This is a genomic window from Chryseobacterium paludis, from assembly GCF_025403485.1.
GTDB classification, from domain to species: Bacteria; Bacteroidota; Bacteroidia; order Flavobacteriales; family Weeksellaceae; genus Chryseobacterium; species Chryseobacterium paludis.
Map to the genome: position 1 here is coordinate 3,840,169 of NZ_CP099966.1, position 26,291 is coordinate 3,866,459.

Here is a 26,291-nt window from a genome sequence, read left to right on the forward strand (position 1 = left end):
ACAGTTGAAAACAATTAATAAAATATCATTTAATGATATAGAAAACATACCTCAATTAATAAAAGATTTTTTAGATCAGAAAATTGAGGGCTTTGAGGAAAGTACATTTTCTTTAGAACATTTTACAAAACAGATTCATCTGAAACAAGAATCTTTTACATCAGAACAGAGGGATGTACTCTTTAATGTGCTTGAACAACAACTTTCAAATCTTAAGCTTTCGACTAGGCAAAAGGAAAACCTGGAAAATTTAAAACTTCCGGATACATTTACAATTACAACAGGACATCAATTAAACTTATTTTCAGGGCCTGTTTTTTTTGTCTATAAAATTTTACAGACTATTAAAACCTGTTCTTACTTAAAAGTTCATTTTCCGGATTTTAATTTTGTTCCCGTTTATTGGATGGCTTCAGAAGATCATGATTTTGCTGAGATCAATCATTTTAAAACGGAAAATAACTACTACGAGATTAATGAAAAGTCAGGTGGACCCGTTGGAAGAATCGAAGTAAGTGATACATTTTTCATTTCTGAATTTGAAAAGGAATTCAAAGATTCTGTTTTTGGGACGGAACTTATTTTAATGCTTAAAGAAGCATATAAGGTTGGAAATACACTTACTGACGCCATTAAAATTTTGGTCAACAGACTTTTCTCTGACTTTGGATTACTGATCATTGATGGAGATTCTAAGGAATTGAAAAATCAGATAAAAGATATTTTCAAAGATGAGATTCTTAATTCCAGTTTGTATAATGTATCAAAAGAAAAAGTGAACTTTCTGACTGGGAAGTATGGAAAGGTTCAGGTGAATCCTCGGGAAATCAATCTCTTTTACTTTTCAGAAACTAGAGATAGGATCGACTTTGATGGAAACAAATACATTATTATTGATAAAGGTCTTCAATTTAGCAGGGAAGAGATTTTAAATGAGTTAGAAGATTCTCCTGAGAGATTTAGCCCAAATGCATTGATGAGACCAGTATATCAGGAAAAGGTATTGCCTAATTTAGCATATATAGGAGGTAATGCTGAAATCATGTATTGGTTGGAATTAAAGGATTATTTTGATACGATTAACATTCCATTTCCCATTCTTATTCCGAGAAATTCAATGCTTTTTCTTCAAGATAAAACCCTAAAGAAAATAGATAAATTAAATCTGAAAATTGATGATTTTTTCCAGAATTTCGCTACTATAACCAATGGAAAGATCTTGGATGACAGTGCTGTTGTTAAAGTATTAGAAGAAAAGGAAAGTCTTTTGATTAATAGTTTTTCCGATTTAAGAGCTATTGCTGAAACGACTGAGAGGTCTTTTGGAAATATGGTTAAGGCAGAAGAGGTAAGACAGCTTAAATCTTTTAAAAGGATGAAAAAACGTCTTCTACATGCCGAAAAAATAAAACAAAGTGAATTACTTGAAAGGCTGGAAAATTTATTTTTAGATGTACATCCTTCTAAAACCTGGCAGGAAAGAGTTTATAATTTTAGTGTATTTTTTGCGGATTATGGATATTCATGGCTTGAAACTTGTTTAGAAGAAATGGTGGTTCAAGAATCAAAATTAATAATTGTTGCCATTTAATTTTAAAGGAGTATTTTTGTAAATTATAAGTATCTACTATGATAAAAAGGTTTTTTATTCTATCCAGTTTATGTATGGTTTTGGGTGTTTCTGCTCAACAATCACATACCGTAGTTAAAGGAGATAATCCTTATAATATTGCTAGAAAATATGGCATAACTGTAGATGAACTGCTGAAACTAAATCCAAAATTTAAAGAAGGCAAACTGGCTATTGGTGATGTGCTTACGGTTAAGTCCGATAAAAGTTCTGTAAAAAGTCCTGCAAGTACTATTGCTAAAGCTGCCGTTGTAGAAAAGGCTAAACCGACTTCTCAGACTGGAAAAATCATTTTGCAGCCAAAACAAACTATTTATGGGATTACAAAGCAATACCGTATTTCTGAAACTGATTTAAGAAAATTGAATCCGGAATTGGATTCACATATGAAAATTGGCGATGAAATTACTCTGCCTTTTGATAGTATTAAGAAATATGGTGGTGACCAACAGCCGGTAGTAGCTTCTAAGCCAACTGAAAAACCTGTTGATGTAATCGCTACAAATAACGCATCAGACGAAGAAAGTTATACGATTCAGTCAAAAGATAATTACTATAGAATTACAAAACAGTTTGGAATCAGCCAACAAGAACTGTATACTTTAAATCCTGGATTGGAAGAAAAAGGATTAAAACCTGGTGAGGTTATTAAGGTCAAGAAATCAAATACTACTGCTGTTGTTTCGGAGCCAGTGAATACCAAAGCTAAAATTGATTCAGGAAACGAAAAATCATCAACGAATTCATCCAATACAAATACAGTTTTGGCAGATGAATATGTAACATATACCGTTCAACAAGGTGATACTGTTTTCTCTATTGTTAACAAATATGGGATATCCATTGATGAATTAATTGCTTTAAACCCAGATTTATCACATGGATTAAAAACAGGGATGGTTTTAAAAATAAAAAAACTTGACCCTGCTTACATAAAGAAAAGTGGAGATGCATTAAGTGTTGTTTTAATGCTTCCTTTCGGATATAGCACAAACGAGACTCAATACAGAACCATGGCAATTGATTTCCTTACAGGGGCGAAATTAGCTATTGAAAGAAATGCCAGAACCGGACAAAAACTTGATATAAAAATTGTGGATTCCGGAAATGAAGCTTCATTTAGAAACTCATTAACTCAAATCAATCCTAATAATACAGATTTGATCATCGGCCCATTCTTTAAATCCAATGTTATTGACGTACTGGATTTTACCAAAACCCAAAAAATTCCTATTGTAGCTCCATTTGCTAACTCTCCTGAGCTGTATAATTATAGTAATTTGGTTATTATTGAAACGAATGATCAGACCTATGCTGATAAGATCGTAGATGAAGTGAAGGCAGTATATTCCGATCAAAAGATATATATAGTTGCTGATGGTAAAAAAGACAACGCTAATTATATTAAAGCAGGTCTTGAAAAGGCGGTTAAAAATCCAAATGTGATGATTGTAGGTTCTCCTGCAGAAATCAAAGCGGATCAAAATATGATGACCGGACAATCAGCACCGGTAATTGCAATTTTAGCCAGTGATAATGATGGTACCGGGGAAGCTTTTTCAAATAAAATAATTGCATTGTCAAAAGAAGTGCAGGGAGTAAAAGCTTTCAGTATGTATTATGTCCCAAGTTTTGAGAAAAAAGTAGACGAGCTTAGTCAGGTTAATCTGGTTTATCTAATGGATAGAAAGATCAATACAGATGGAAGTTTTGAAAAGGAAATCCTTGCAGCCTATAAAAGTAAATATTGTAAGACTCCTTCAAGATATGCAATCATTGGGTTCGATGTTGTAAATGATATGTTAACAAGAGAGAACAAAAAAGGAGAAATCTTTAAACAAATGAATAAAATTCAGACCCAGCTTGCGACTAAGTTTGAGTTTGTAAAGTCCAAAGCTAATGGTGCTTATGTAAATACAGGCTATCGTGTGATTCGATTGGTTCCTTAGAGAAGAGGATTGCATTAAGGAAATTCTTAATATTATATTTATATTTGCATAATATTTTAAATTAATAGATGAAAGCACTTGTATTTCCTGGGCAGGGTTCTCAATTCGTTGGGATGGGAAAAGAATTATATGATTCTCGAAAAGACATAAAGGACTTGATGGAATCTGCCAATGAAATTTTAGGTTTTGATATTCTCTCCCTTATGTTTAATGGGGCGGATGAGGATCTTAAAAAAACTGAGGTTACACAACCTTCTATTTTTATACATTCAGTAGCTGCTCTAAAAGCAGTAAACGGTCTTGGTGCTGAAATGGTAGCAGGTCATTCTTTAGGTGAATTTTCAGCACTTGTTGCTAATGGGGTTTTATCTTTCGATGATGGACTTAAGTTAGTTTCTGAAAGAGCAAAAGCAATGCAGGAAGCTTGTGATGCAAATCCAAGTTCTATGGCTGCAATTTTGGGATTAGAAGATGCTAAAGTTGAAGATATCTGTGCTCAGATTAACGGAATTGTTGTTCCGGCAAATTATAACTGTCCTGGACAATTAGTGATTTCCGGAGAAACAGCAGCTGTAGAAGAGGCTTGTATAAAATTAAAAGAGGCAGGTGCTAAAAGAGCGTTATTATTACCTGTAAATGGTGCTTTCCATTCTCCATTGATGCAGCCGGCACAAGAGAAATTAGCTGCTGCAATTGAGCTTACCAAATTTAGAAAAGCAACTATTCCGGTTTATCAGAATATTACAACAACAGCGGTTACTAACCCTGACGAAATTAAACAAAACTTGATTGCACAACTAACAGGTCCTGTAAAGTGGACGCAATCTGTTCAGAATATGATTAAAGATGGTGCTTCTAACTTCGTAGAAGTTGGACCAGGAAAGACGCTTCAAGGATTGATCAAAAAGATTGATGGTTCTGTAGACGTTGCTTCTGCAATCTAAACAAAATAATATGGGCGAGATATTTTCACCAGGAAAGCTGATGCTGACTTCAGAATATTTCGCAATAGATGGAGCTCTTGTCCTAGCGGTACCAACCAAACTAGGACAAGAGTTTTTTTTTGATGAAAAAAATGATCAGAAGTCATTAATTTTCTGGAAAGCCTATCATCAGAATAAACTTTGGTTAGAAGCCGTCATTGATTATAAAGAGTGGCAGATCCTGGATACCAATATTCCTATAAGTGCAGAGTTTATTGTAAAAACTTTAAAGAATGTACAACAACTTTCAAATAGCAAACTTGCTGGAACAGATTCCTATTATTTAAAAACAAATCTTCAGTTTCCTTCCGATTTTGGATTGGGAAGCAGTTCTACCTTAATGAATAATCTTTCCGAGTGGGCAGGAATAAATGCTTTTCAGTTAAATACCATGAGCTTAGGCGGAAGTGGTTATGATATCGCTGTTGCAAAAGAGAAATCTGCAGTTCTTTACCAAAACAAACCCGAAATACACTATAAAAAGGTAACCTTCAATCCTGTTTTCAAAGATGAATTGATCTTTATTCATTTAAATCAGAAACAAGACAGTAGAGAGGCTATTAATCTTTATAAATCTAAAGTAAAATCTGATGAATTAATCGAAGAGTTCTCAAATCTTACAAAAGAAATTTTATTGTGCAATAAATTGGATAATTTTTCACGATTAATGGAGATTCACGAACAAAAAATTTCTCACTTTCTGAACATGCCAACAGTTAAGGATCGGCTTTTTGAAGACTGTCCCTTTTTTGTAAAAAGTTTGGGCGCATGGGGAGGTGATTTTGTGATGAGTGCCAAATTCAGGGGCTTTAAGGACTATTTTCGGGGAAAAGGTTTTAATACTATTTTTGATTGGGATAATATAATTAACTCATAAACAACAATTTACAACTCTTCATTTTTCTTTGTCATTCTGACTTATATCATTATATTTAACCACCTTTAACAATAAATTAATATTTAATTTTGTTGGACTAAAAAAAGAAATAGAAAATATAAGTAAAATGAAACACGCTAAAATCATCCAGGATTTACAAAAATTAGGGATTAAAGGAGACTATGAAGTAATATATAATCCTTCTTATGAGGAATTATTTCAAGCAGAAGTTTCTCCCGAAAATCAGGGTTTTGAAAGAGCTGAACTTACGGAATCTGGTGCAGTATCAGTAAAAACGGGAATTTTTACAGGCCGTTCTCCTAAAGACAGATATATTGTTCAGGATGATGTTACAAGAGACACAATTTTCTGGGATGGTAAAGTGAATTTACCTACAACAGCAGAAATCTTTCAGTCTTGTAAAGAATTAGTGCTAAACCAACTTTCTTCTTCTAAGAAAATTTATGTTGTAGATGCTTTTTGTGGAACAAATGCTGATACAAGACTTAAAGTAAGATTCATTGTAGAAGTTGCATGGCAGGCGCATTTCGTTACTAATATGTTCATCCGTCCATCTCATTTTGAGCTGGAAAACTTTGGAGAGCCGGATTTCACTGTAGTGAATGGGTCTAAAACAACTAATCCAAACTGGGAGGCTCAGGGATTAAATTCTGAGAACTTTGTAATGTTCAACCTTACTGAAAAACTTCAGATCATTGGTGGAACATGGTATGGAGGAGAAATGAAAAAAGGAATGTTTGCTATGATGAATTATTATCTTCCTTTGAAAGGTATGGCATCAATGCACTGTTCTGCAAATGTAGGTGAAGAAGGAGATGTTGCCTTATTCTTTGGTCTTTCCGGAACAGGAAAAACGACTTTATCTGCAGATCCTAAAAGATATCTGATTGGTGATGACGAACACGGTTGGGATAATAATGGAGTATTCAATTACGAAGGTGGTTGCTATGCTAAAGTAATTGATTTATCAGAAGAAAAAGAACCGGATATTTTCAGAGCGATTAAGAGAGATGCACTTTTAGAAAATGTTGTTGTTCATAATGGGGTTTCTGATTATACAGATGGTTCAATCACGGAAAATACAAGAGTTTCTTACCCGATTTATCATATCAACAAGATTGTTTTGCCTTCTAAGGCCGGACATGCAAAAAAGATAGTTTATCTTTCTGCTGATGCGTTCGGAGTATTACCTCCGGTTTCTATATTGGATGAAAACCAAGCTCAGTATCACTTCCTGTGTGGATACACTTCTAAATTAGCTGGAACTGAAAGAGGAATTACTTCTCCAGAACCATCGTTCTCACCTGCATTTGGTGAGGCATTCTTAACATTACACCCAACAATGTATTCTAAAACACTGATTGGTAAAATGAAAGAACACGGTGCAAAAGCTTATTTGGTAAATACAGGTTGGAATGGTACTGGTAAAAGAATTTCTTTAAAAGATACAAGAGCCATTATTGATGCGATCATTGATGGGTCTATCGAAAATGCTCCTAAGACGAGAATTCCAATTATGAATTTAGAGATTCCTACTTCTTTACCAAATGTTACGGAAGGTATTCTAGATCCTAGAAATACATATAATGATGCAACTGAATGGGAAGAAAAAGCAAAAGATCTAGCTTCAAGATACATTAAAAACTTCGAACAGTATTGTAATACTGAAGAGGGGAAAAAGCTTATTGCTTCAGGTCCGCAATTACAGGAACAAACAATTTAAGACAAACCATCTTAATATAAAATTAAAGCCTCATCATTGATGAGGCTTTTTTATTTTTTTCTTTTGTGACCAAAAATTAAAAGCTCAACAGCGCTAATCTGTAACCTTGTAAGCCAAAGCCTGATAATACTGCATCAGTATATGCAGCAGTCACAGACTTCTGACGAAACTCTTCTCTTTTATAAATGTTGCTGATATGGACTTCAATTTTAGGCTTTTGAATGTTTTTTAAACAATCAGCTATAGCATAAGAATAGTGGGTAAAAGCTCCCGGATTTATTACTAAAGCATCAAAATTATCTTCCTGAAGTCTGTTGATCAGTTCACCTTCAATGTTAGATTGATAATAATTCAGCTCTTGGGTAGGAAATTCCGATCGTAATTTATCTAAATATTCCGCCATTGAAATTGTTCCGTAAATTTCCGGTTCTCTCGTTCCTAGCAAATTAAGATTTGGACCGTTTACAATTAAAATTTTCATACTATAAAATTAAAAAGTTTTTTTGATTAGCATTTATATTTCTGTCTTTTATTTCAATTAGGTGGATTACATTATTTTTAATGATATTTCTCATGTTTGAAAAATTAACATTTTTTCTAAAGGTCTATTGATAGGCAGTTTATGTAAAAATTTAGTTAATTTTTGAGAAATTTTAATAAAAAATTTAATAGTCTACTTGTTTTATAGACTAATTGTTTTTAGATTTGCAACCATATTTCGATCGGCTTATAAAGAAAGATGGAGGGAACTGACCCTGTGAAATCTTAACAACCTGCATAATGCAAGGTGTTACATTCAGCCTTTTAAGGGAAAATAAGCATTAGGTTAATCAAATTTATTGATGCCCTTTGCTGTCTTTTCCGCAAAGGGTTATTTTTTAATATTTCATAAATAAAATTGATTATGGTTAGTAAAAATTTATTTAAGGCTAAAATTTGGATTCCACCAAGTGCTTTGTTTTTCTTAGGAATTATGAGTGTGAATGGTCAGGAAACAAAGCCTAAAAAAGATACACTTCGGGAAAAAGATATTGATGAAGTTGTCGTAGTTGCTTACGGTAAAGCAAAAAAAACAAGTTATACAGGTTCTGTAGCAACAATCTCAAGTGAAAAGATTAATAACAGACCAGTTACTAATATTACCAAGGCACTGGAAGGGCAAGTGGCAGGACTGCAGGCAGTAAGTTCCTCCGGACAACCTGGAGCCACAGCAACGATACGTATCAGAGGGATCGGATCTATCAGTGCTTCGAGCAATCCTTTATTTGTTGTAGATGGAATTCCTTTTGATGGAAACATTAATTCTATCAGTCCAAATGATATTGAGTCTATCAGTGTTTTGAAAGATGCTACAGCGAGTTCTTTATATGGATCACGAGGGGCAAATGGTGTTATAATAGTAACAACAAAATCCGGAAAAAAAGGCGAGCCTCGAATCAACTTTAATATGAGCCAGGGTTTTTCCAGCAGAGCAGTAAAAGATTATGAGCAGGTAAATACAGATCAGTATTTTCAATTGTATTGGGAAGCTTTGAGGAATGGATATCAATCAACTCAGATATCTTCACAACAGGCAGCACAGATGGCTACAAACAATTTGGTGAACGAATTGGGAATTAATCCTTATGGACCAAATTATGCTCAGCCAGTAGGAACCGATGGAAAGCTTTTACCTGGAGCTAAGGCTTTATGGAATGATGACTGGCGGGATATTCTTCAGAGAGTAGCTTCAAGAAATCAAGTCGATCTTGATTTCAGCGGTGGAAATGAGAAAGGGAATTACTTTTTTTCATTAGGGTATTTGGATGATAAAGGAATTGCCATTGGTTCTGGTTTTAAAAAATACAGCACCAGATTAAAAATTAATAATGAAGTCAAAAAATGGTTAACTATTGGTGCTAATTTAAGTTATACCAATAGTCTTCAGGAGGCTCCACCTTCTTCAGATTCAAGAACAGATAATATCATTAATGCAGCAAGAGTAATTCCTTCTTTTTATCCATATTATGAAAGAAATCCGGATGGAAGTTACAGACTGGATGCCAATGGAAACAATATCTATGACTTTGGAAAATACAGACCAACAAGTGCTTTACAGAATCAAAATGCTGCTGCAACTTTACCTTTAGATAAAAACGAAAACAGAGAAGATAACTTTTCAGGAAAAGGATTTTTAGACTTTACTTTTTTACCAGAGTTAAAATTTAAATCAAGCTTCTCAGTTGACCTGGTCAATTATAATGGACATTATTATTCTAATCCATTGTTGGGCGAGGGGAGTGAAATAGGTGGTTCTGTAACGAAAACAAATTCGAGAACCCTATCTTATACAACCAGTAATATTTTGACCTATGATAAAAAATTCAACCAGCACCATTTCAATATTCTGGCAGGGCAGGAATTTTATCATTATGAATATCAAACAATATCTGGAAACAGAAGTCAGTTTTCTCTGCCTTATTATTATGAGCCGGATGCAGCTGCCCTGTTGGGAGGATTCAGTGGGAATAGTGATAAATTAGGTCTATTGAGTTTTTTAGGTAAAGCAGAATATGATTTTAAAAACACTTACTTTATTTCAGGGTCTGTAAGAGCGGATGGTTCTTCAAGATTTTCACCTGAAAATAGATGGGGGACTTTCTGGTCTGTGGGAGGTTCATGGAAAGCCTCAAATGAAAATTTTATTAAGAATTTGAATTTCTTTAATCAGCTTACTCTTCGTGCAAGTTACGGAGGTCAGGGAAATGATAAATTAAGTACATATTACGCTTATCAGAGTTTATATGCATTTTACAATAATCTTGGTGAAGGAGGAACTGTAGCAAGCAGACTTCCAACTCCGAATTTAAAATGGGAGACAAATCTCAATTTAAATGTAGGATTAGAGTTTGCAATACTTAACAATAGAGTTAAAGGGAATGTAGAATATTTCCAACGCCAGAGTAAGGATCTTTTATTTGACAGACCATTAGCTCCTTCTCTTGGTTTTACCGGGTATTCTGCCAATATTGGTGAATTGAAAAATACAGGGTTTGAATTCTCATTATTTACTACACCTGTTAAAACAGATGATTTCCAGTGGGACGTTGATCTTAATTTAACCACTCTGAAAAATAAAATCACAAAACTTCCAAAAGGATCTATTGTTACAGGAACCAAATTATTACAGGTTGGAGGTTCAGTCTATGATTTCTTTATTCCTGAATGGGTGGGTGTTGATCCAGGCAATGGGTCTCCTTTATGGAAATACATCTACCAGGATGCGAATGGAAATACAGTGGAAGGGACAACTTCAGAGTATGCAAAAGCTACAAAAACCTTACAAGGGTCTTCTTTACCTAAGTTTTCCGGTGGATTGACCACAAGCATAACCTATAAAAACTTTGATTTTTCAGGATTGGTAACATTCAGTGTTGGAGGTAAGATCCTTGATACGGATTACACGATGCTAATGTCTAATGGAAGCAGTGCAGGAAGAGCCTGGAGTGCTGAAATGATCAACAGGTGGACGCCGGAAAATCCAAATACTGATGTACCGGCTTTAAGTACGAAAACAAACAACTGGACATCTGCATCTTCAAGGTTCCTGTATTCGGGTACCTATGCCAGAGTGAAAAATGTAAGCATTGGATACACACTGCCTTCAGACTATTTTGGGAAGTTAGGTTTAAAGAAATTTAGAATTTATCTTCAGGCTGAAAATCTACTTACTTTTTATAAGCATAAAGGAATGGATCCGGAGCAGACGCTCGATGGAACGACCTATTATAGGTACCCTGCAATGAGAACAATAACTTTTGGCCTTCAGGCAACCCTTTAAAAATTAAAATTAAAGCAATGAAAAAAATAAAATATATAGCCTTTATAATTGCAGCGCTGTCTTTTTCCAGTTGTGCAAATGATCTGGAAACAGCACCTACTAACCAGGCAAATGAAGCAGAAGTTTTTAAAACTGCTGAAAGTGCAGAAACGGTTATTAATGGAGCTTGGGCAAAATTTAATGATGATGGAACTACCTATGCTAATATTGGTTATTCCACTGTGCTGAGAACAAGTGATGCTATGGGAAGTGATGTTGCGGTTCTCACAAATAAATATGGATTTGCATCCCCGTATGCATTTACCGATCTGGTAAACAATACTGGAAGTCGCTCGCAATTTATCTGGAGTATGTTATATTCCACGATCAATAATATGAATAATGTGATAGCAAGAATTGATGGAGTAGAAGGGAGTCAGTCCAAAAAAGATCAGGTTAAGGGGCAGGCAAAAGCTTTACGTGCTTTTTGTTATTTGAATTTAGCTAGTTTTTATCAGTTCAGTTATTTAAAAGATAAAAATGCTTTGGTAGCGCCTATTTATACTGAACCTACTACAACGAATTCGGTAGGAAAGAAAAGAGCCACCCTTGAGGAAATCTATACTTTAATTAAAAATGACCTTTCAGAAGCCAGTAATTTGTTGCAGAATTATACCAGAAATAATAAGGATAAAATTGACAGGTCTGTTGTAAACGGACTGTTGGCAAGAACTTATCTGAATACTGGAGAATGGGCTAAAGCGGTTACTGCTGCACAAATAGCAAAAGCAGGATTTCCATTAATGGCCGCTGAAAAATATAAAGATGGATTTAATGATATTACCAATGCGGAGTGGATTTGGGGACATGGCCAGACGCAGGAACAATCAGGTGAAAGTTATGCCTTTCATTATCTGGATGTTTCTTCTTCAGGAAGTTATTATTACAGTTTCATGGCCGATCCTTATTTTAAAGATCTGTTTGATACCAATGACATCAGATATCAGTTGTTCCAATGGGATGGACTTCCGGGAAGGGAAGGACTTTTAAGATATGCTAAATTTAAATTTAAAGCCAATCTTATTGCAGACATTGTCTTCATGAGAGCTGCTGAGATGTATTTAATTGAAGCAGAAGCAGAAGCCAGAAATGGAAATGTGACCAATGCGGTGACTATTTTAAACCAATTAAAATCTGCCCGACATGCCAATGTGTATACTGGACCTTTAGCACAGAATGATGTGATTAAAGAAGTCCTGATTGAAAGAAGAAAAGAATTATTTGGGGAAGGGTTCTCTTTGTCTGATATTATCAGAACTCAAGGTACGGTAGCAAGAAAACCATACACTGATGCGAGTGGACAACCGATTAAAGTGCAGATAACAACTCCGGATGGTACAGTGAAAACAGTGAATGGGAGAGGACACTCTATATTTGCTTTCCCTGATCAATCTGTATTTGCTCCCAACAGTAGATATTACTTGTTTACGATTCCGCAGAAGGAACTGGAGAATAATCCAAATTTGTAGTGATTATTTTTGATGAAAAATGATATAAATAAACCCCTTGTATTTGCAAGTGGGTTTATTTACTTGAAAATTCGATATTTTCTTTTACTTGCTTTATATCTATAATAGATTAATAAATCTAATATTACCATGAATTGATTAAGCTTTTTACTTTTATCATGCTCTATTATTTCATTGGCAAGGAAATAATCATAAGTAATTTTTAATAGTCTTTTATTGGTTCTCATCTCTATTATTTTTGGAGGTGAAATAGAATTCTACTTCTCTACTATTTTTGAATGATTATCAATAGTATGGTTAAAAAGACTGAAGAATAATATAGTTTTTTATAAATGATTAGTTAAATTTTAAATATAGTTCTTTGCGGGCTATCGCCTAAAATAAATATACAATATCGGGATTTAATTTTTTTTTAATAAAAAAAATATACCTTTGTCACAATGAACTTGTTAAGATGGATTTTAGCATTCTATTTTATGGCATTATCTCTAATGCCATGTGAAGATGTGCATAAACAACCCAATTCATCTACAACTAATGCATCACTAAGTATCGGGCAGCCCCATACAAAAGACAAAGGCGATATCTGTTCTCCTTTATGTGTCTGCAACTGCTGTCAGATTACGGTGACAGCTTTCAAAACAGAACCCCTACTAAGTGTTCCAAAACAGGTTCAGACTTATTTTTCAAAAAAGATTCTTTTTCAAAAGAATGATTTTGCCTATCAGGTTTACGAGAATATCTGGCAACCCCCTAAAATTTAATTTTATTGACTTTTAGAAAGTAATGCTTTCTAACCTACGTGAAACTTTGCAATTACATTGCAAGGATCTTCATGATACTTTTGCACATGACATTTTAAAATGCCATCGTGCGTATATTTTCAATAAAATAAATCTTATTTGTGTTAGATAAAATCATAAAATTCAGCATCAATAACAAGTTTATCATAGGTATTATGACCTTGTTATTGATTATTTGGGGAGTTTGGAGTGCTACCAGATTACCTATAGATGCCGTACCTGATATTACCAATAATCAGGTGCAGATTATTACTGTATGCCCTACCCTGGCCGGCCAGGAGGTAGAGCAGTTGGTTACTTTTCCTATCGAACAGAGTATTGCCAATGTTCCTGGGATTGAGGATACAAGGAGTATCTCAAGATTTGGTCTTTCTGTTATTACCGTAGTTTTTAAAGAAGATGTAGATGTCTATTTTGCCCGGCAGCTTATTAGTGAGAAATTAAAAGAAGCAGCTGAGGAAATACCAAAAGGTGTTGGAACTCCGGAAATGGCTCCTGTAAGTACGGGATTAGGAGAAGTATACCAATATATCCTTCATCCCAAAAAAGGGAGTGAGAAAAAATATAATGCTAAAGAACTACGTACAATGCAGGACTGGATCGTACGTAGACAACTGAATGGAACTCCTGGAGTTGCAGAGGTCAATAGTTTTGGGGGCGAATTGAAACAATATGAAGTAGCTATCAACCCAAATCGTCTTAAAGCAATGGGAGTAAGTATTACAGATATATTTACCTCTTTAGAAAAAAACAACCAAAATACGGGTGGAGCCTATATTGATAGGAAGCCCAATGCGTATTTCATTCGTGGAATAGGTATGGTAACCTCTTTGGAGGATGTTAAAAACATTGCAGTAAAAAATGAAACAGGCAGTGTTCCGATTTTTATTAAAGATGTAGCTGATGTTCGTTTTGGAAGCGCCGTTCGTTACGGTGCCATGACCTTTAATGGAAAAGTAGATGCGGTAGGTGGAGTTGTCATGATGCTGAAAGGAGCCAATAGTAATGAAGTCGTAGATAATATTAAGGCTAAAATACCAACCATTCAAAAATCTCTTCCTAATGACGTGGTGATCGAACCTTTCCTTGACAGGACGGATCTGGTTGGAAGAGCAATGAAGACTGTAGAAAAAAACTTAATAGAAGGTGCACTTATTGTCATCTTCGTACTTGTTGTTTTCCTGGGGAATCTTAGAGCTGGTCTTATTGTGGCCTCAGCAATTCCGCTTTCGTTATTGTTTGCTCTGGGAATGATGAATGTTTTTGGAGTCAGTGCCAATTTAATGAGCTTAGGGGCTATTGATTTCGGATTAATTGTAGATGGAGCTGTCATCATTGTGGAATCAACATTACATATACTGAATCATAAAAGTAAAGGAAGGCTTACCCAGATCCAGATGGATAAGGAGGTGGGAACTGCCGCATCTAAAATGATGAACAGTGCCATATTTGGACAAGTCATTATTCTGATAGTATATATTCCCATCCTTACTTTAGCGGGAGTAGAAGGGAAAATGTTTACCCCGATGGCAAAAACGGTAGGATTTGCCATTATCGGAGCAACGATTTTATCTGTAACGTATATTCCGATGGTGAGTGCATTGTTTCTTTCAAAAAATATTAAAAATAAAAAAACGATCAGTGATAAAATAATGGATTTTCTGCAACGCATTTATCAGCCGCTGTTGCAAAAAGCGATTAGATTAAAATATATGATCGTCTCTATAACAATTTTCATTTTCGTTATCGCTGCTTTTATATTTAAAGGTATGGGAGGGGAATTTATTCCGCAGCTGCAAGAGGGTGATTATGCATTCCACTGTATTTTGCCACAAGGAAGTTCTTTAAGTCAAAGTCTTGAAACTTCAATGCAGGCTTCGAGAATTATTAAACAATTTGATGAGGTAAAAATGGTCGTTGGAAAAACGGGATCCGCTGAAGTGCCGACCGATCCAATGCCACCTGAAGCAACTGATATGATTGTGGTTTTAGAACCTCAAAGCGAATGGAAAACAAAGAAATCATATACGGAACTGGCTGATGAGATCAGTGAGAAACTAGAGGCGATTCCGGGAGTATTCTTTGAAAAGAACCAACCGATACAGATGCGTTTTAACGAATTAATGACAGGGATCAGACAAGATGTAGCGGTGAAGATCTTTGGTGAAAATCTTGATTCCCTTTCCATTTACGCAGATAAAGTAGGAAAAGCAATACAGACTGTAGATGGAGCAACGGCGCCACAGATTGAAAAAGTAAGTGGTCTTCCACAGATCAATGTGGAGTATGATAGAACCAGAATTGCTAATTATGGATTGAGTATCGAAGATGTTAATAATGCTTTAAGTACTGCTTTTGCAGGGAAAAGCACGGGACAGGTTTTTGAAAATGAAAGACGTTTTGACTTAGTTGTTCGTTTAGACAGTCTTAACAGAACGAATATCGATGATGTGAATAATCTGATGATCACAACCAATACTGGCGCTCAGATTCCTCTTTCACAGGTTGCTAATATCAGTTATAAACTGGGTCCGGCGCAAATAAGTCGTGAGCAAGGGAAACGAAGAATCGTAATTGGATTTAATGTAAAAGGGCGTGATGTTGAAAGTGTGGTAAAAGATATTCAGGTGAAGCTTGAAAAACAGATAAAATTACCATCAGGATATTATTTTACTTATGGAGGACAATTTGAAAATTTACAGGAGGCAAGTAAGCGTCTAACGATCGCTGTTCCTGTGTCGTTATTTTTGATCTTTATGTTACTGTATTTCACTTTTCACTCCTTCAAACAGGCTGCGTTGATCTTTACTGCTATTCCGATGAGTGCTATTGGTGGCATATTTGCCTTACTTCTCAGAGGAATGCCATTCAGTATAAGTGCAGGAATAGGATTTATAGCATTATTTGGAGTCGCAGTTCTTAATGGGATCGTTTTGATAGGAACCTTTAATGAACTAGAAAAAGAAGGTGAAAAAGATATTCTAAAAAGAGTTATTGAAGGAACCAAAACGAGACTTCGTCCTGTTTTGATGACGGCAACAGTGGCCTCATTAGGATTTTTACCAATGGCGATATCAACAGGAGCGGGGGCTGAGGTTCAAAAACCTTTGGCAACAGTAGTAATAGGAGGACTAATTTCAGCCACCTTTTTAACACTGTTTGTATTACCGATGCTGTATATGATTTTCAATACAAAAATTCCACTAAAGAAAATAAAAATGAAACCTCTGACAACAGTGATCATTCTTGGATTTTTAATGTTGGGGCAAACGTTAAATGCACAGTCTAAAACACTTTCTGTAGAACAGGCAGTAACAACGGCAGTAGAAAATAACCTGTCTTTAAAATCCAAGGACCTGAGTATTCAGGCTGCAGAAGCATTAAAACCTACGGCCAGAGAATTGCCAAAACTTGGTTTTGACGCTCAGCTTGGTCAATATAACAGTCCAAAATTTGACCAGTCTTTTGCGATCTCACAAAGTATCCCATTTCCTACTATTTTTAAAGCACGGAAAGACTTGATCACGGAAACAGTGAAAAGTAAACAGATCGATAAAGAAGTATCTGTTAATGAATTGGTAAAGCAGGTGCGTTCTTATTACTATCAGATAGAATATCTGCAGTACAATAAATCGCAACTAAAGAATCTGGATAGCCTTTACCGGGATTTTATCCGTATTGCAACGGTAAGATTCAAAGCGGGGGATATCAAAAAAATAGAAATAAGTACTGCTGAAACCCAACAGGGGGAAATCAACCTTCTGCTAAATCAAAATCAGGTGTATTTAAATAATGCCTATAAAAATCTGAAAGTTCTCTTAAATACTTCAGAGGATTTTGAAATTCCATTTAATGGAAATTATGAACCTTTAAAAGCTGAAAATGTTCTGGATATCAAAGCTGTTGATAATAATCCGACGATAAAAGCTTTTTATCAGGAAATGGAAATTGCCGAAAGAAATAAGAGTGTCGAAAAATCGCAGGGACTTCCCGAGTTCAGTATTGGATATACCAACCAGTCATTAATTGGATTATACCAAAAAAACGAACAAGATGTATTTTACAATTCAGGAAACCGTTTTAATTCTGTGACTTTGGGAATTGCTATTCCATTAACGTTCGGAGCTACAAAAGCCAGAATTAAATCATTAGAATATCAGAAGCAGGTTGCGGAAACCAATGCAAAATATAAAAAGAATCAGCTTTCCACACAATTGGAAAATGCTTTTACCCAATATCAGCAGGATGCTCAGCAGTACGATTATTATGTGGGGCAGGCTATTCCCAACGCTGATAAAATAGTGAAGGCAGCACAATTAGGATATAGAACAGGAGAAATCACCTATGTAGAATATCTTTTTGCCTTACAGACAGCTACTAATATTCAATTAAAATACTTAGAATCTATTCAGCAGGTCAATCAATCTGTAGTTACTATTAATTCAATAATTAATAAATAAAATGAGAAAAAAACACATCATCATATATTTTACATTTCTTTCTTTATTCGTCATTAGTTGTGAGAAAAAGAAAGAGGTAGCTGAGACTGCTGCGGGGAAAACAGAACAGAAAGCTGAAAGCCCTGCAGAAGTTCCTCAAACGATTGCTTCACTTACAGAAGAGCAAATGAAAGCAGTAGGAATTACACTGGGAACCATTGAAATGAAGGAATTGACTTCAACTATCAAGGCAAATGGATTACTTAGAGTTCCGAACAACAATAAAGCAACAATAACTTCTCTATATGGAGGAATTATAAAAACACTCAATGTTCAGGTAGGAAGTTTTGTAAATAAAGGACAGGTAATTGCAACCATTGCAAACCCTGAATTCATTCAGCTCCAGGAAGACTATCTGACTACGAACAGCAGGATCACTTTTGCTGAACAGGAATACAGAAGACAGCGGGAGCTTTTTGATAATGATGCCGGAGCAAAGAAAAATCTTCAAAGCTCTGATTCGGAATTGAAAACGTTAAGAACAAGAAAGGCATCCTTGCTGAGACAACTTCAAATGATGGGAATAAATCCCGGAAGTGTAAATAATGCAAATATGAGATCCGGCCTGGTAATTACGGCGCCAATAAGTGGGACAATCAGTAGTATTGCTGCCCAGATAGGAAGCTATGTAGATGTTTCATCCCCTGTTGCAGAAATTATTGATAACCAATCGATACATTTAGATCTGCAGATTTTTGAAAAAGATCTGCCAAAAATGAGAGTGGGACAGATCGTACATTTTAAACTGACCAATAACCCTGAAACGGAATATGATGCAAAAGTGTATAGTATAGGGTCATCATTCGAAAATGATAGCAAAACAATTTCTGTACACTGTAATGTAACAGGAAATAAAACAGGTCTTATTGACGGTATGAACATTACCGGAATCGTAAGTCTCGATTACAGCACAACGCCTGCGATCCCTAATGAAGCAATAGTAGAAGCAGATGGAAAGTTTTATGTCTTTGTACAGACGGATAAAAAGCCGGAAGAGGATCATGATGAAACTGAGATAAAAGCCGGGAAACCTAAAAAGAATATTAAAACAGTCAATTTTGAAAAAATAGAAGTTGTAAAAGGTTCTACTGATATGGGATATACGGCTGTTACTCCGGTACGGGAAATTGCTTCGGATTCTAAAATAGTTGTAAAGAGTGCATTTTTTGTCAATGCCAAGCTTACGAATGGCGGAGAACATGATGAATAGATTATCTAAATAAAAACACAAATAAGAAAAAATTGAAAAATGGCTTTAAAAGAAGAACTTGAAAAACAGGGAAACTGGCTGTTTAAATATAGAAGTACTTTACCGATAGGTATTTTATTTGTCGGTTTAGTAGTTTCTATCCAAACTAATTTAAAAGAAGAAACAAACAGCTGTACCATATTCTATGAATTTGCATGCTTATTCGTAAGTATGATTGGCCTCGGAATTAGAATATACACGGTGGGATATACACCTAAGAATACGTCGGGAAGAAATACTTCGGAAGGGCAGGTGGCTGATACTCTTAATACAACAGGAATTTACAGCGTAGTAAGAAATCCATTGTATTTGGGAAATTTCTTTATGTGGTTAGGCCTTGCAATGTTTACAGAGAACTTATGGTTTATCATTTCTTTTGTTCTTTTTTACTGGATCTATTACGAAAGAATTATATATGCAGAAGAACAATTTTTAGAAAGAAAATTTGGTGAAAAATATAGATCATGGGCAGATAAAGTACCGGTTTTTATCCCTAACTTAGGGTTGTTTACAAAGAATGAGTTGTCTTTTAGTATAAAAAAGGTGCTGAAGAAAGAAAAGAACGGGCTTTTTGCCATGTTTCTGATTTTCATGGTGTTTGATTTAATTGGGGAATGGATTAGAAATCATTCTGATCATAACTTATTTTTCATTTCAGGAACTATTTTTACAATGATTATTTACATTGTACTTAAAGTGTTAAAAATGAAAACAGGTTTTTTGGAAAATAATAGATCGTAAAGGATTAAAACTTAATTAAAAAGAACAATTATGTTATTAAATAAAAGATTATCCATTTGGTATTTCGTCAATGAAATAAAATCTCAGATGCTTTTCCTCTTTATATTTGCTGTATCCATAGGACTTTTAGATTTATTACCTGGATTTCGTAAGATATCACTTCCATTGAATGTGCCTGCACTTATAGGAACTGCGGTATCTCTGTTATTGGCTTTCCGTACTTCACAATCCTATGAGCGATGGTGGGAGGCAAGAATTGTTTGGGGAGCTATTGTGAATGACTCGCGGACTTTTGTAAGATTGGTCATGCAATTTTTACCGGAAGGTCATGATAAAGAAGTTGAGAAGTTTGCTGAAAGACAGATTGTCTGGACGTACGCACTTGGAGAATCCTTAAGGAAACAGCCTTTTTCTGATCGTGTACAGGATTATCTGGGTGCAAATAAAATTTCGGGGTTTAATATTCCTAATGCTTTGCTCGATGAACATTCTAAGCAGGTTAAAGAAATAATGTATGCAAAATCTATTTCAGAATTTCAGCAATTACAGCTTAATGATGCAATAACTAAACTTTGTGACAGTATGGGAAAATGTGAACGGCTTAAAAATACTGTTTTCCCGAGATCCTATAGTATTTTAGTTCATGTATTAATTTATGTGTTTGCGGCTATACTGCCATTTGGTCTGGATGATAACCAGTTAATAGTTGAGATCGCACTTACTTTTTTGGTTCCCACTATGTTTATTGCCATTGAGAGAACATCTATTATCATGCAGGATCCATTTGAAAATACTCCTGTTGATACGCCAATGACTTCCCTGGCGCAGACTATAGAAATTAATCTGAGACAGATGATTGGAGAACAAAATGTTCCTATGAAGAAAGAGAATCCTTTATACTATGAAATGTAATTAAACCTATTTCTGAAATGATGAACGAAAAAAATACACAGACCGCTTCGGCGGCAAGTAAACACAAAAAAAATCTTCTTCTTGTATTAGCTTTAAGTGGAACCTACCTTATAGCCGAGGTTATTGGAGGTGTTATTACTAACAGTCTTGCATTATTAGCTGATGCCGCACATATGCTTACCGATGTGGTGGGATTGCTTCTGGCATTTATCGCCATAAAAATAGGAGAGCGTAAAGCTGATTCTAAAAAAACTTTTGGCTATTACCGAACAGAAATATTAGCGGCTGTAATTAATGCTGTAGTACTATTGGGAATTTCCCTGTATGTTTTGTATGAAGCTTATCAGCGATTTCAGAATCCACCGGAAGTGCAGAGTAAATCGATGTTGATTGTCGCAGGAATTGGTTTAGTAGTTAATATTGTTGGCATGATGATCCTTAGAAAAGATTCTGAGGCAAGTCTGAATATGAAAGGAGCTTATTTTGAAGTGCTTTCAGATATGCTTACCTCAATAGGGGTGATGATTGCTGGTGTGATTATGCTTACAACCAATTGGTATTATGCAGATCCATTGATCTCAGCAGCCATTGGATTGCTGATCTTTCCAAGGACATGGCGCCTTCTGAAAGAAGCTGTAAATGTATTATTGGAAAGCACACCTAAAGATGTAGATATAGATCTTCTTCGTAAATCCTTAGAACAAATTCGCGGAGTAAAAGGCCTTCATGATCTTCATGTATGGTCACTTACTTCAGGAATTAATGCAATGAGTGCTCATGTTGTTAAAGACGATATGATTACTCAGAATCAGTTGCTGGAAGCCCTTACAGAAGAGGCGATGACCAAGTTTAAAATCAGTCATACGACCTTTCAGATAGAGGAGGAGGGATACAAGGAAGGGGCTGTCCATTCTTAATTAAAATAGCAGAAAATGAAAAAAGAGATAGAAAATAAACTGATAGATAAAAATACCAAACCGACAAGTATGCGGATTCTGGTATATGATTTTTTAAGCTCTCAGGAAATGGCTTTATCGTTGTCTGAAATTGAAAATTCTTTTGACAACGCGGACAGGACAACAATTTACAGGACGTTGAAAACCTTTGAAGAAAAAGGGATTGTTCATAGTATACAGGAAAATACAACAACCAAGTATAAACTTTGTGATGATGATTGTGATGAAAAAACACACAAAGACTGGCATCTTCACTTCTACTGTAAGATTTGTAAGCAAACCACATGTAAGGAAGATATTTCGTTTCCGGAAAATATACAGACAAATTTCAGGATTGATGAAATAAGACTTTTTGCCAAAGGTATTTGTGAAACCTGTCTTGAAAGTTTGCAATAGTATTGCAACTGTTTTAAAATTAATTTTGTTGAAAATTATAAGTTATGGAAAAATGCTGTGATACAAAACCTCAAGAAAAAAAGCACGATCACTTTGAAGGAGACGGCCATGATCATGGGCATTCTCACGATACGTCGGATAAAACGACGTTTCAATTATTCTTACCTGCGGTGATCTCTTTTATTCTTTTAATGATAGGGGTTGCTTTAGATAATTATATAAAAACAGAATGGTTTACCGGTTGGGTTCGTATCGCTTGGTATTCAGTGGCATATATTCCTGTAGGACTTCCCGTATTAAGAGAAGCTTATGAAAGCATTATAAAAGGTGATGTTTTTTCAGAATTCTTTTTAATGGGAATTGCGACAGTAGGGGCATTTGTTATTGCACAATATCCGGAAGGAGTAGCCGTAATGCTGTTTTATGCTGTAGGAGAGGTATTTCAGGCATTAGCTGTTACAAGAGCGAAAAGTAATATTAAATCACTATTAGATCAGCGTCCCGATGAGGTGACGGTTTTAAAAGATGGTCAGCCACAAACTGTAAAAGCTGAAACTGTAGGTATTGGTGAAATTATCCAGCTGAAGTCTGGAGAGAAATTAGGGTTGGACGGCGAATTACTTTCTGAAACAGCAGCGTTTAATACAGCAGCCCTTACAGGGGAAAGTAAACCTGATACAAAATCAAAAGGTGAAACAGTTCTGGCAGGGATGATTAACTTAAATACAGTAAGTCAGATTAAGGTGACTACTGCTTATCAGGACAGTAAATTGAGTAAAATTTTGGAACTCGTTCAAAATGCAACTGCCCAGAAAGCACCAACCGAATTATTCATCAGAAAATTTGCAAAAGTATATACCCCGATTGTGGTGCTTCTTGCCATAGCAATTACCTTATTGCCTTATTTTTTTGTAGCGGATTATCAGTTTAGAGACTGGTTATACAGAGCCTTAGTGTTCTTGGTGATTTCTTGTCCTTGTGCTTTGGTAATTTCTATTCCATTGGGATATTTTGGCGGGATTGGAGCCGGAAGCAGAAATGGGATCTTGTTTAAAGGAAGTAATTTCTTAGATGCTCTTGCTAATATTCAGAATGTGGTGATGGATAAGACCGGAACCATGACAGAGGGTGTTTTTAAAGTTCAGGAAGTAGATTTCAAATCTGAATTTGATAAAAAAGAAATATTAAAATTGGTCAATGTTTTAGAAAGCCAGAGTACCCACCCTGTAGCAACGGCTATCCATGAATATGTGGGTGAAATAGATCACTCGCTTCCTTTAGAAAATGTAGAAGAAATTGCTGGACATGGATTGAAAGCAACAATTAACGGAAAGGAATTGTTAGTTGGAAACTTCAAATTAATGGATAAGTTCAATATTACCTACGATATTAATCCTGATCATATTGTATATACCCTGATTGCGGTAGGTTATGATAAGAAATTTGTAGGATATCTTACCATTGCAGACCGTATTAAAGATGATGCTCAGCAGACGATCAACAAGCTAAGAGCATTAAACATAAAAACAACCATGCTGAGTGGTGATAAAACCTCAGTGGTAAAATATGTAGCAGATACTTTAGGAATTCAGAATGCTTATGGGGATTTACTTCCGGAAGATAAAGTGAATAAAGTAAAGGAGATCAAGGCTAAAAATGAAACGGTTGCCTTTGTCGGAGATGGAGTGAATGATGCACCCGTTGTCGCTTTAAGTGATGTAGGAATTGCAATGGGTGGATTAGGAAGTGATGCAACAATTGAAACTGCTGATGTTGTGATACAGGATGATATGCCGAGTAAAATTCCGATGGCAATTCATATTGGAAAGAAAACAAAACAGATCGTTTGGCAGAATATCATCTTGGCATTTGTTGTTAAAGGAATTGTTTTAATTCTGGGAGCCGGAGGTTTGGCAACCATGTGGGAAGCTGTATTTGCGGATGTAGGAGTTTCTCTGATTGCGATCCTGAATGCCGTAAGAATACAAAGAATGAAATTTTGATGGGGCTTTAGCTACTTTTCACAAAAAGGGAATTTCATCTTTATAGCTAAGCCGTAATTTAGATATCACACAAAAATCTGTATGGTTCATGTCGCAAAGAATTAGAAAATGTTTTGGGATCCAGGATAATAACGAATGAGAAGAATGTTCAGTTACTCGGAAAATTCGAGTAACTGTTTCCGATGGGAAAAAATAATAATCCAAATAGATAATAAGGCGTTAAATTTCCTAATTATGAGATAATAAGGTGTGATTTATGATTTTATTTTAAAAGATAACAACTAATATTTTGTTTTCTGCAAAAAAGAGTTTTTCTTTGCAGAAATTTAGTTAATTCATATCCCTCCTCTCTATGATAGAGGTAGTTATAGCTGCTAATCATTAAATAAATTAATTAAATATAAAAAAACACATTGAAAAAAAATTATCCTAAAACACATCAGTCCGCTCTTTTTAGAGATAAGGAAAGTACATTCTGTAATATACAATAATTGATTTTTAGCATATAAAATAGTTGAATAAGGACATTCAGCTATGGATCACTTATTGGAGGTAATCGCTGATTTTTCAGGGACTACAGGCACTTTATACAATACACACAATTTTTTAATTTTAACAAATACACACATGAAAAAATTATTATTTATTTCCAGTATTTTATTGGGAGCTTACTTACAAGCACAGGTAGGAATTAAAACGACTACTCCAACTGCAAGACTGGATGTAAACGGGGATGCCCGAATTAGAAAGACGGACAGTATCACTACAGCCCCAAAATATGTTTTAACACCTGATGCGGATGGAAACATAAAAAAGGTTAATGTCAATAAAATAAAAAGTAATGACCATACAGCAATAAACTCTAAAGTTATTGTACTTGTTAATAAACGCTCACCCCAACGTCTTGCTGTTAGAGATACTGATTATAATGTAACTTATGATGGTCCTATAACTGGAATTAATACAAATCTAATAACACTGAATAGCGCTAAGGATCGTATTAATTTACCCTCCAACAGAAACTTTAAAATCACAGGATATATTGGAGTTAAAGGTAGTACCAATACTGGTTCTACCACTAGTCCTGGATACATTTCAACATTATTTCAAGCTGGTGGGGATGTTACAACTATAGTTTCTACACGAGGTTATTCAGAATCTTCTACAGAAACGTGGGATGATGGAGGAGTAACTCCTCCAAGTATAATACTATCTACAGGAGCTAATCCCAGTTATGTAGAATTAAAAGTTAGATATGGATCAGGTAGCACCAGTAATTATTGGCTTTCAGGAGCGGCTACACAAGCAACTGTAGGAACCTACCTTTTAATAGAAGAACTTTAATCTAAAGAATTCCCCGGGGAATATATCTGGTATATATTAATCCTATGGTAATTTTAAACAAGAATACAGATTTTTAATTTTAACAAATACACACATGAAAAAATTATTATTTATTTCCAGTATTTTATTGGGAGCTTACCTGCAAGCGCAGGTAGGAATTAATACGGCTACTCCAACTGCAACACTGGATGTAAACGGGGATGCCCGAATTAGAAAGACGGATAGTATCACTACAGCTCCAAAATATGTTTTAACACCTGATACGGATGGAAACATAAGAAAGGTTAATGTCAATAAAATAAAAAGTAATGACCATACAGCGATAAACTCTAAAGTTATTATACTTGTTAATAGAAGCGAACCCCAACGTCTTGCTGTTAGAGATACTGAATATAATGTAACTTATGATGGTTCTATAACTGGAATTAATACAAATCTAATAACACTGAATAGCGCTAAGGATCGTATTAATTTACCCCCCAATAGAAATTTTAAAATAACAGGATATATCGGAGTTAAAGGTTCGCAAAGTACTGCTTCTAAGAATGCTCCTGGATACATTTCAACATTATTTCAAGCTGGTGGGGATGCTAAAACTATCGTTTCTACACGAGGCTATACAGAATCTTCTACAGAAACGTGGGATGATGGAGGAGTTACTCCTCCAATTATAATACTATCTACAGGAGCTAATCCCAGTTATGTAGAATTAAAAGCTAGATTTGGGTCATCTGCCGCTTCTTATTGGCTTTCAGGAGCGGCTACAACAGATACTGTAGGAACCTACCTTTTAATAGAAGAACTTTAATCTAAAGAATTTCCCGGGAGAGCCCGGGGAATTTATCTGGTATATATTAAATCTATGGTAATCATATCT

General features: G+C 35.1%; 18 protein-coding genes and 1 riboswitch. Of the genes, 17 read left to right on the forward strand and 1 reads right to left on the reverse strand.

Features of this window, described 5'->3' with window-relative positions:
- The first annotated feature begins 4 nt into the window (after positions 1-4).
- From bshC to pckA, 5 genes are all read left to right on the forward strand, one after another.
- A complete protein-coding gene (gene bshC / locus NG806_RS17415) occupies positions 5-1,591 on the forward strand; it encodes a bacillithiol biosynthesis cysteine-adding enzyme BshC (RefSeq protein WP_261510915.1) in 1,587 nt (528 codons plus the stop codon).
- Positions 1,592-1,629: 38 nt separating this feature from the next.
- The gene (locus tag NG806_RS17420) at positions 1,630-3,579 is read left to right on the forward strand and encodes a LysM peptidoglycan-binding domain-containing protein (RefSeq protein WP_261510916.1); all 1,950 of its coding nucleotides are present in this window, start codon (positions 1,630-1,632) and stop codon (positions 3,577-3,579) included.
- 68 nt (positions 3,580-3,647) lie between these two features.
- A complete protein-coding gene (fabD, locus tag NG806_RS17425) occupies positions 3,648-4,523 on the forward strand; it encodes an ACP S-malonyltransferase (protein ID WP_214830800.1) in 876 nt (291 codons plus the stop codon).
- 10 nt (positions 4,524-4,533) lie between these two features.
- Positions 4,534-5,439, forward strand: a complete 906-nt coding sequence (locus NG806_RS17430) for a GYDIA family GHMP kinase (protein WP_261510917.1) — start codon at positions 4,534-4,536, stop codon at positions 5,437-5,439.
- 127 nt (positions 5,440-5,566) lie between these two features.
- Complete coding sequence (gene pckA / locus NG806_RS17435) at positions 5,567-7,183, forward strand: phosphoenolpyruvate carboxykinase (ATP) (protein ID WP_214830810.1); 1,617 nt, start codon at positions 5,567-5,569, stop codon at positions 7,181-7,183.
- Positions 7,184-7,259: 76 nt separating this feature from the next.
- Here pckA and NG806_RS17440 read toward each other — a convergent pair whose 3' ends face one another.
- Complete coding sequence (locus NG806_RS17440) at positions 7,260-7,664, reverse strand: type II 3-dehydroquinate dehydratase (protein WP_214830812.1); 405 nt, start codon at positions 7,662-7,664, stop codon at positions 7,260-7,262.
- Between the two features lie 243 nt (positions 7,665-7,907).
- Positions 7,908-8,004: riboswitch (SAM riboswitch) on the forward strand.
- A gap of 83 nt (positions 8,005-8,087) precedes the next feature.
- On the opposite strand from NG806_RS17440, the gene NG806_RS17445 reads away from it, so the two are divergent.
- From NG806_RS17445 to NG806_RS17500, 12 genes are all read left to right on the forward strand, one after another.
- Entirely contained in the window at positions 8,088-11,003 is a 2,916-nt protein-coding gene (locus NG806_RS17445) for a SusC/RagA family TonB-linked outer membrane protein (RefSeq protein WP_261510918.1), read from the forward strand.
- A gap of 17 nt (positions 11,004-11,020) precedes the next feature.
- A complete protein-coding gene (locus NG806_RS17450) occupies positions 11,021-12,511 on the forward strand; it encodes a RagB/SusD family nutrient uptake outer membrane protein (protein WP_261510919.1) in 1,491 nt (496 codons plus the stop codon).
- Between the two features lie 440 nt (positions 12,512-12,951).
- Positions 12,952-13,275, forward strand: coding sequence for a DUF6660 family protein (locus NG806_RS17455; RefSeq protein WP_214830818.1), 324 nt, complete (start codon positions 12,952-12,954; stop codon positions 13,273-13,275).
- A 140-nt stretch (positions 13,276-13,415) separates the two neighbouring features.
- Positions 13,416-17,774 (forward strand): CusA/CzcA family heavy metal efflux RND transporter, encoded by a 4,359-nt coding sequence (locus NG806_RS17460; RefSeq protein WP_261510920.1) that lies wholly within the window; start codon positions 13,416-13,418, stop codon positions 17,772-17,774.
- A 1-nt stretch (position 17,775) separates the two neighbouring features.
- On the forward strand, positions 17,776-19,023 hold the full coding sequence (locus NG806_RS17465; RefSeq protein ID WP_261510921.1) for an efflux RND transporter periplasmic adaptor subunit: 1,248 nt from the start codon (positions 17,776-17,778) through the stop codon (positions 19,021-19,023).
- A gap of 39 nt (positions 19,024-19,062) precedes the next feature.
- Entirely contained in the window at positions 19,063-19,803 is a 741-nt protein-coding gene (locus NG806_RS17470; protein ID WP_214830824.1) for a methyltransferase family protein, read from the forward strand.
- Between the two features lie 30 nt (positions 19,804-19,833).
- Positions 19,834-20,715: a bestrophin family protein gene (locus NG806_RS17475; protein WP_214830827.1), complete on the forward strand. Its 882-nt coding sequence runs from the start codon at positions 19,834-19,836 to the stop codon at positions 20,713-20,715.
- Positions 20,716-20,735: 20 nt separating this feature from the next.
- Positions 20,736-21,632: a cation diffusion facilitator family transporter gene (locus NG806_RS17480; protein ID WP_261513114.1), complete on the forward strand. Its 897-nt coding sequence runs from the start codon at positions 20,736-20,738 to the stop codon at positions 21,630-21,632.
- A 15-nt stretch (positions 21,633-21,647) separates the two neighbouring features.
- Positions 21,648-22,067, forward strand: coding sequence for a Fur family transcriptional regulator (locus NG806_RS17485; RefSeq protein WP_214830829.1), 420 nt, complete (start codon positions 21,648-21,650; stop codon positions 22,065-22,067).
- Between the two features lie 44 nt (positions 22,068-22,111).
- On the forward strand, positions 22,112-24,070 hold the full coding sequence (locus NG806_RS17490; RefSeq protein WP_261510922.1) for a heavy metal translocating P-type ATPase: 1,959 nt from the start codon (positions 22,112-22,114) through the stop codon (positions 24,068-24,070).
- A gap of 627 nt (positions 24,071-24,697) precedes the next feature.
- Positions 24,698-25,414 (forward strand): hypothetical protein, encoded by a 717-nt coding sequence (locus NG806_RS17495; RefSeq protein ID WP_261510923.1) that lies wholly within the window; start codon positions 24,698-24,700, stop codon positions 25,412-25,414.
- A gap of 94 nt (positions 25,415-25,508) precedes the next feature.
- A complete protein-coding gene (locus NG806_RS17500) occupies positions 25,509-26,222 on the forward strand; it encodes a hypothetical protein (protein WP_261510924.1) in 714 nt (237 codons plus the stop codon).
- The last annotated feature ends 69 nt before the right edge of the window (positions 26,223-26,291 follow it).

What these genes read in the sequence shown, in the direction of transcription:
- NG806_RS17420 (WP_261510916.1), top strand. Translation starts at nt 1,630, where the DNA reads ATGATAAAAAGGTTTTTTATTCTATCCAGTTTATGTATGGTTTTGGGT.
- fabD (WP_214830800.1), top strand. Translation starts at nt 3,648, where the DNA reads ATGAAAGCACTTGTATTTCCTGGGCAGGGTTCTCAATTCGTTGGGATG.
- NG806_RS17430 (WP_261510917.1), top strand. Translation starts at nt 4,534, where the DNA reads ATGGGCGAGATATTTTCACCAGGAAAGCTGATGCTGACTTCAGAATAT.
- pckA (WP_214830810.1), top strand. Translation starts at nt 5,567, where the DNA reads ATGAAACACGCTAAAATCATCCAGGATTTACAAAAATTAGGGATTAAA.
- NG806_RS17440 (WP_214830812.1), bottom strand. Translation starts at nt 7,664, where the DNA reads ATGAAAATTTTAATTGTAAACGGTCCAAATCTTAATTTGCTAGGAACG.
- NG806_RS17445 (WP_261510918.1), top strand. Translation starts at nt 8,088, where the DNA reads ATGGTTAGTAAAAATTTATTTAAGGCTAAAATTTGGATTCCACCAAGT.
- NG806_RS17450 (WP_261510919.1), top strand. Translation starts at nt 11,021, where the DNA reads ATGAAAAAAATAAAATATATAGCCTTTATAATTGCAGCGCTGTCTTTT.
- NG806_RS17455 (WP_214830818.1), top strand. Translation starts at nt 12,952, where the DNA reads ATGAACTTGTTAAGATGGATTTTAGCATTCTATTTTATGGCATTATCT.
- NG806_RS17465 (WP_261510921.1), top strand. Translation starts at nt 17,776, where the DNA reads ATGAGAAAAAAACACATCATCATATATTTTACATTTCTTTCTTTATTC.
- NG806_RS17470 (WP_214830824.1), top strand. Translation starts at nt 19,063, where the DNA reads ATGGCTTTAAAAGAAGAACTTGAAAAACAGGGAAACTGGCTGTTTAAA.
- NG806_RS17475 (WP_214830827.1), top strand. Translation starts at nt 19,834, where the DNA reads ATGTTATTAAATAAAAGATTATCCATTTGGTATTTCGTCAATGAAATA.
- NG806_RS17480 (WP_261513114.1), top strand. Translation starts at nt 20,736, where the DNA reads ATGAACGAAAAAAATACACAGACCGCTTCGGCGGCAAGTAAACACAAA.
- NG806_RS17485 (WP_214830829.1), top strand. Translation starts at nt 21,648, where the DNA reads ATGAAAAAAGAGATAGAAAATAAACTGATAGATAAAAATACCAAACCG.
- NG806_RS17490 (WP_261510922.1), top strand. Translation starts at nt 22,112, where the DNA reads ATGGAAAAATGCTGTGATACAAAACCTCAAGAAAAAAAGCACGATCAC.
- NG806_RS17495 (WP_261510923.1), top strand. Translation starts at nt 24,698, where the DNA reads ATGAAAAAATTATTATTTATTTCCAGTATTTTATTGGGAGCTTACTTA.
- NG806_RS17500 (WP_261510924.1), top strand. Translation starts at nt 25,509, where the DNA reads ATGAAAAAATTATTATTTATTTCCAGTATTTTATTGGGAGCTTACCTG.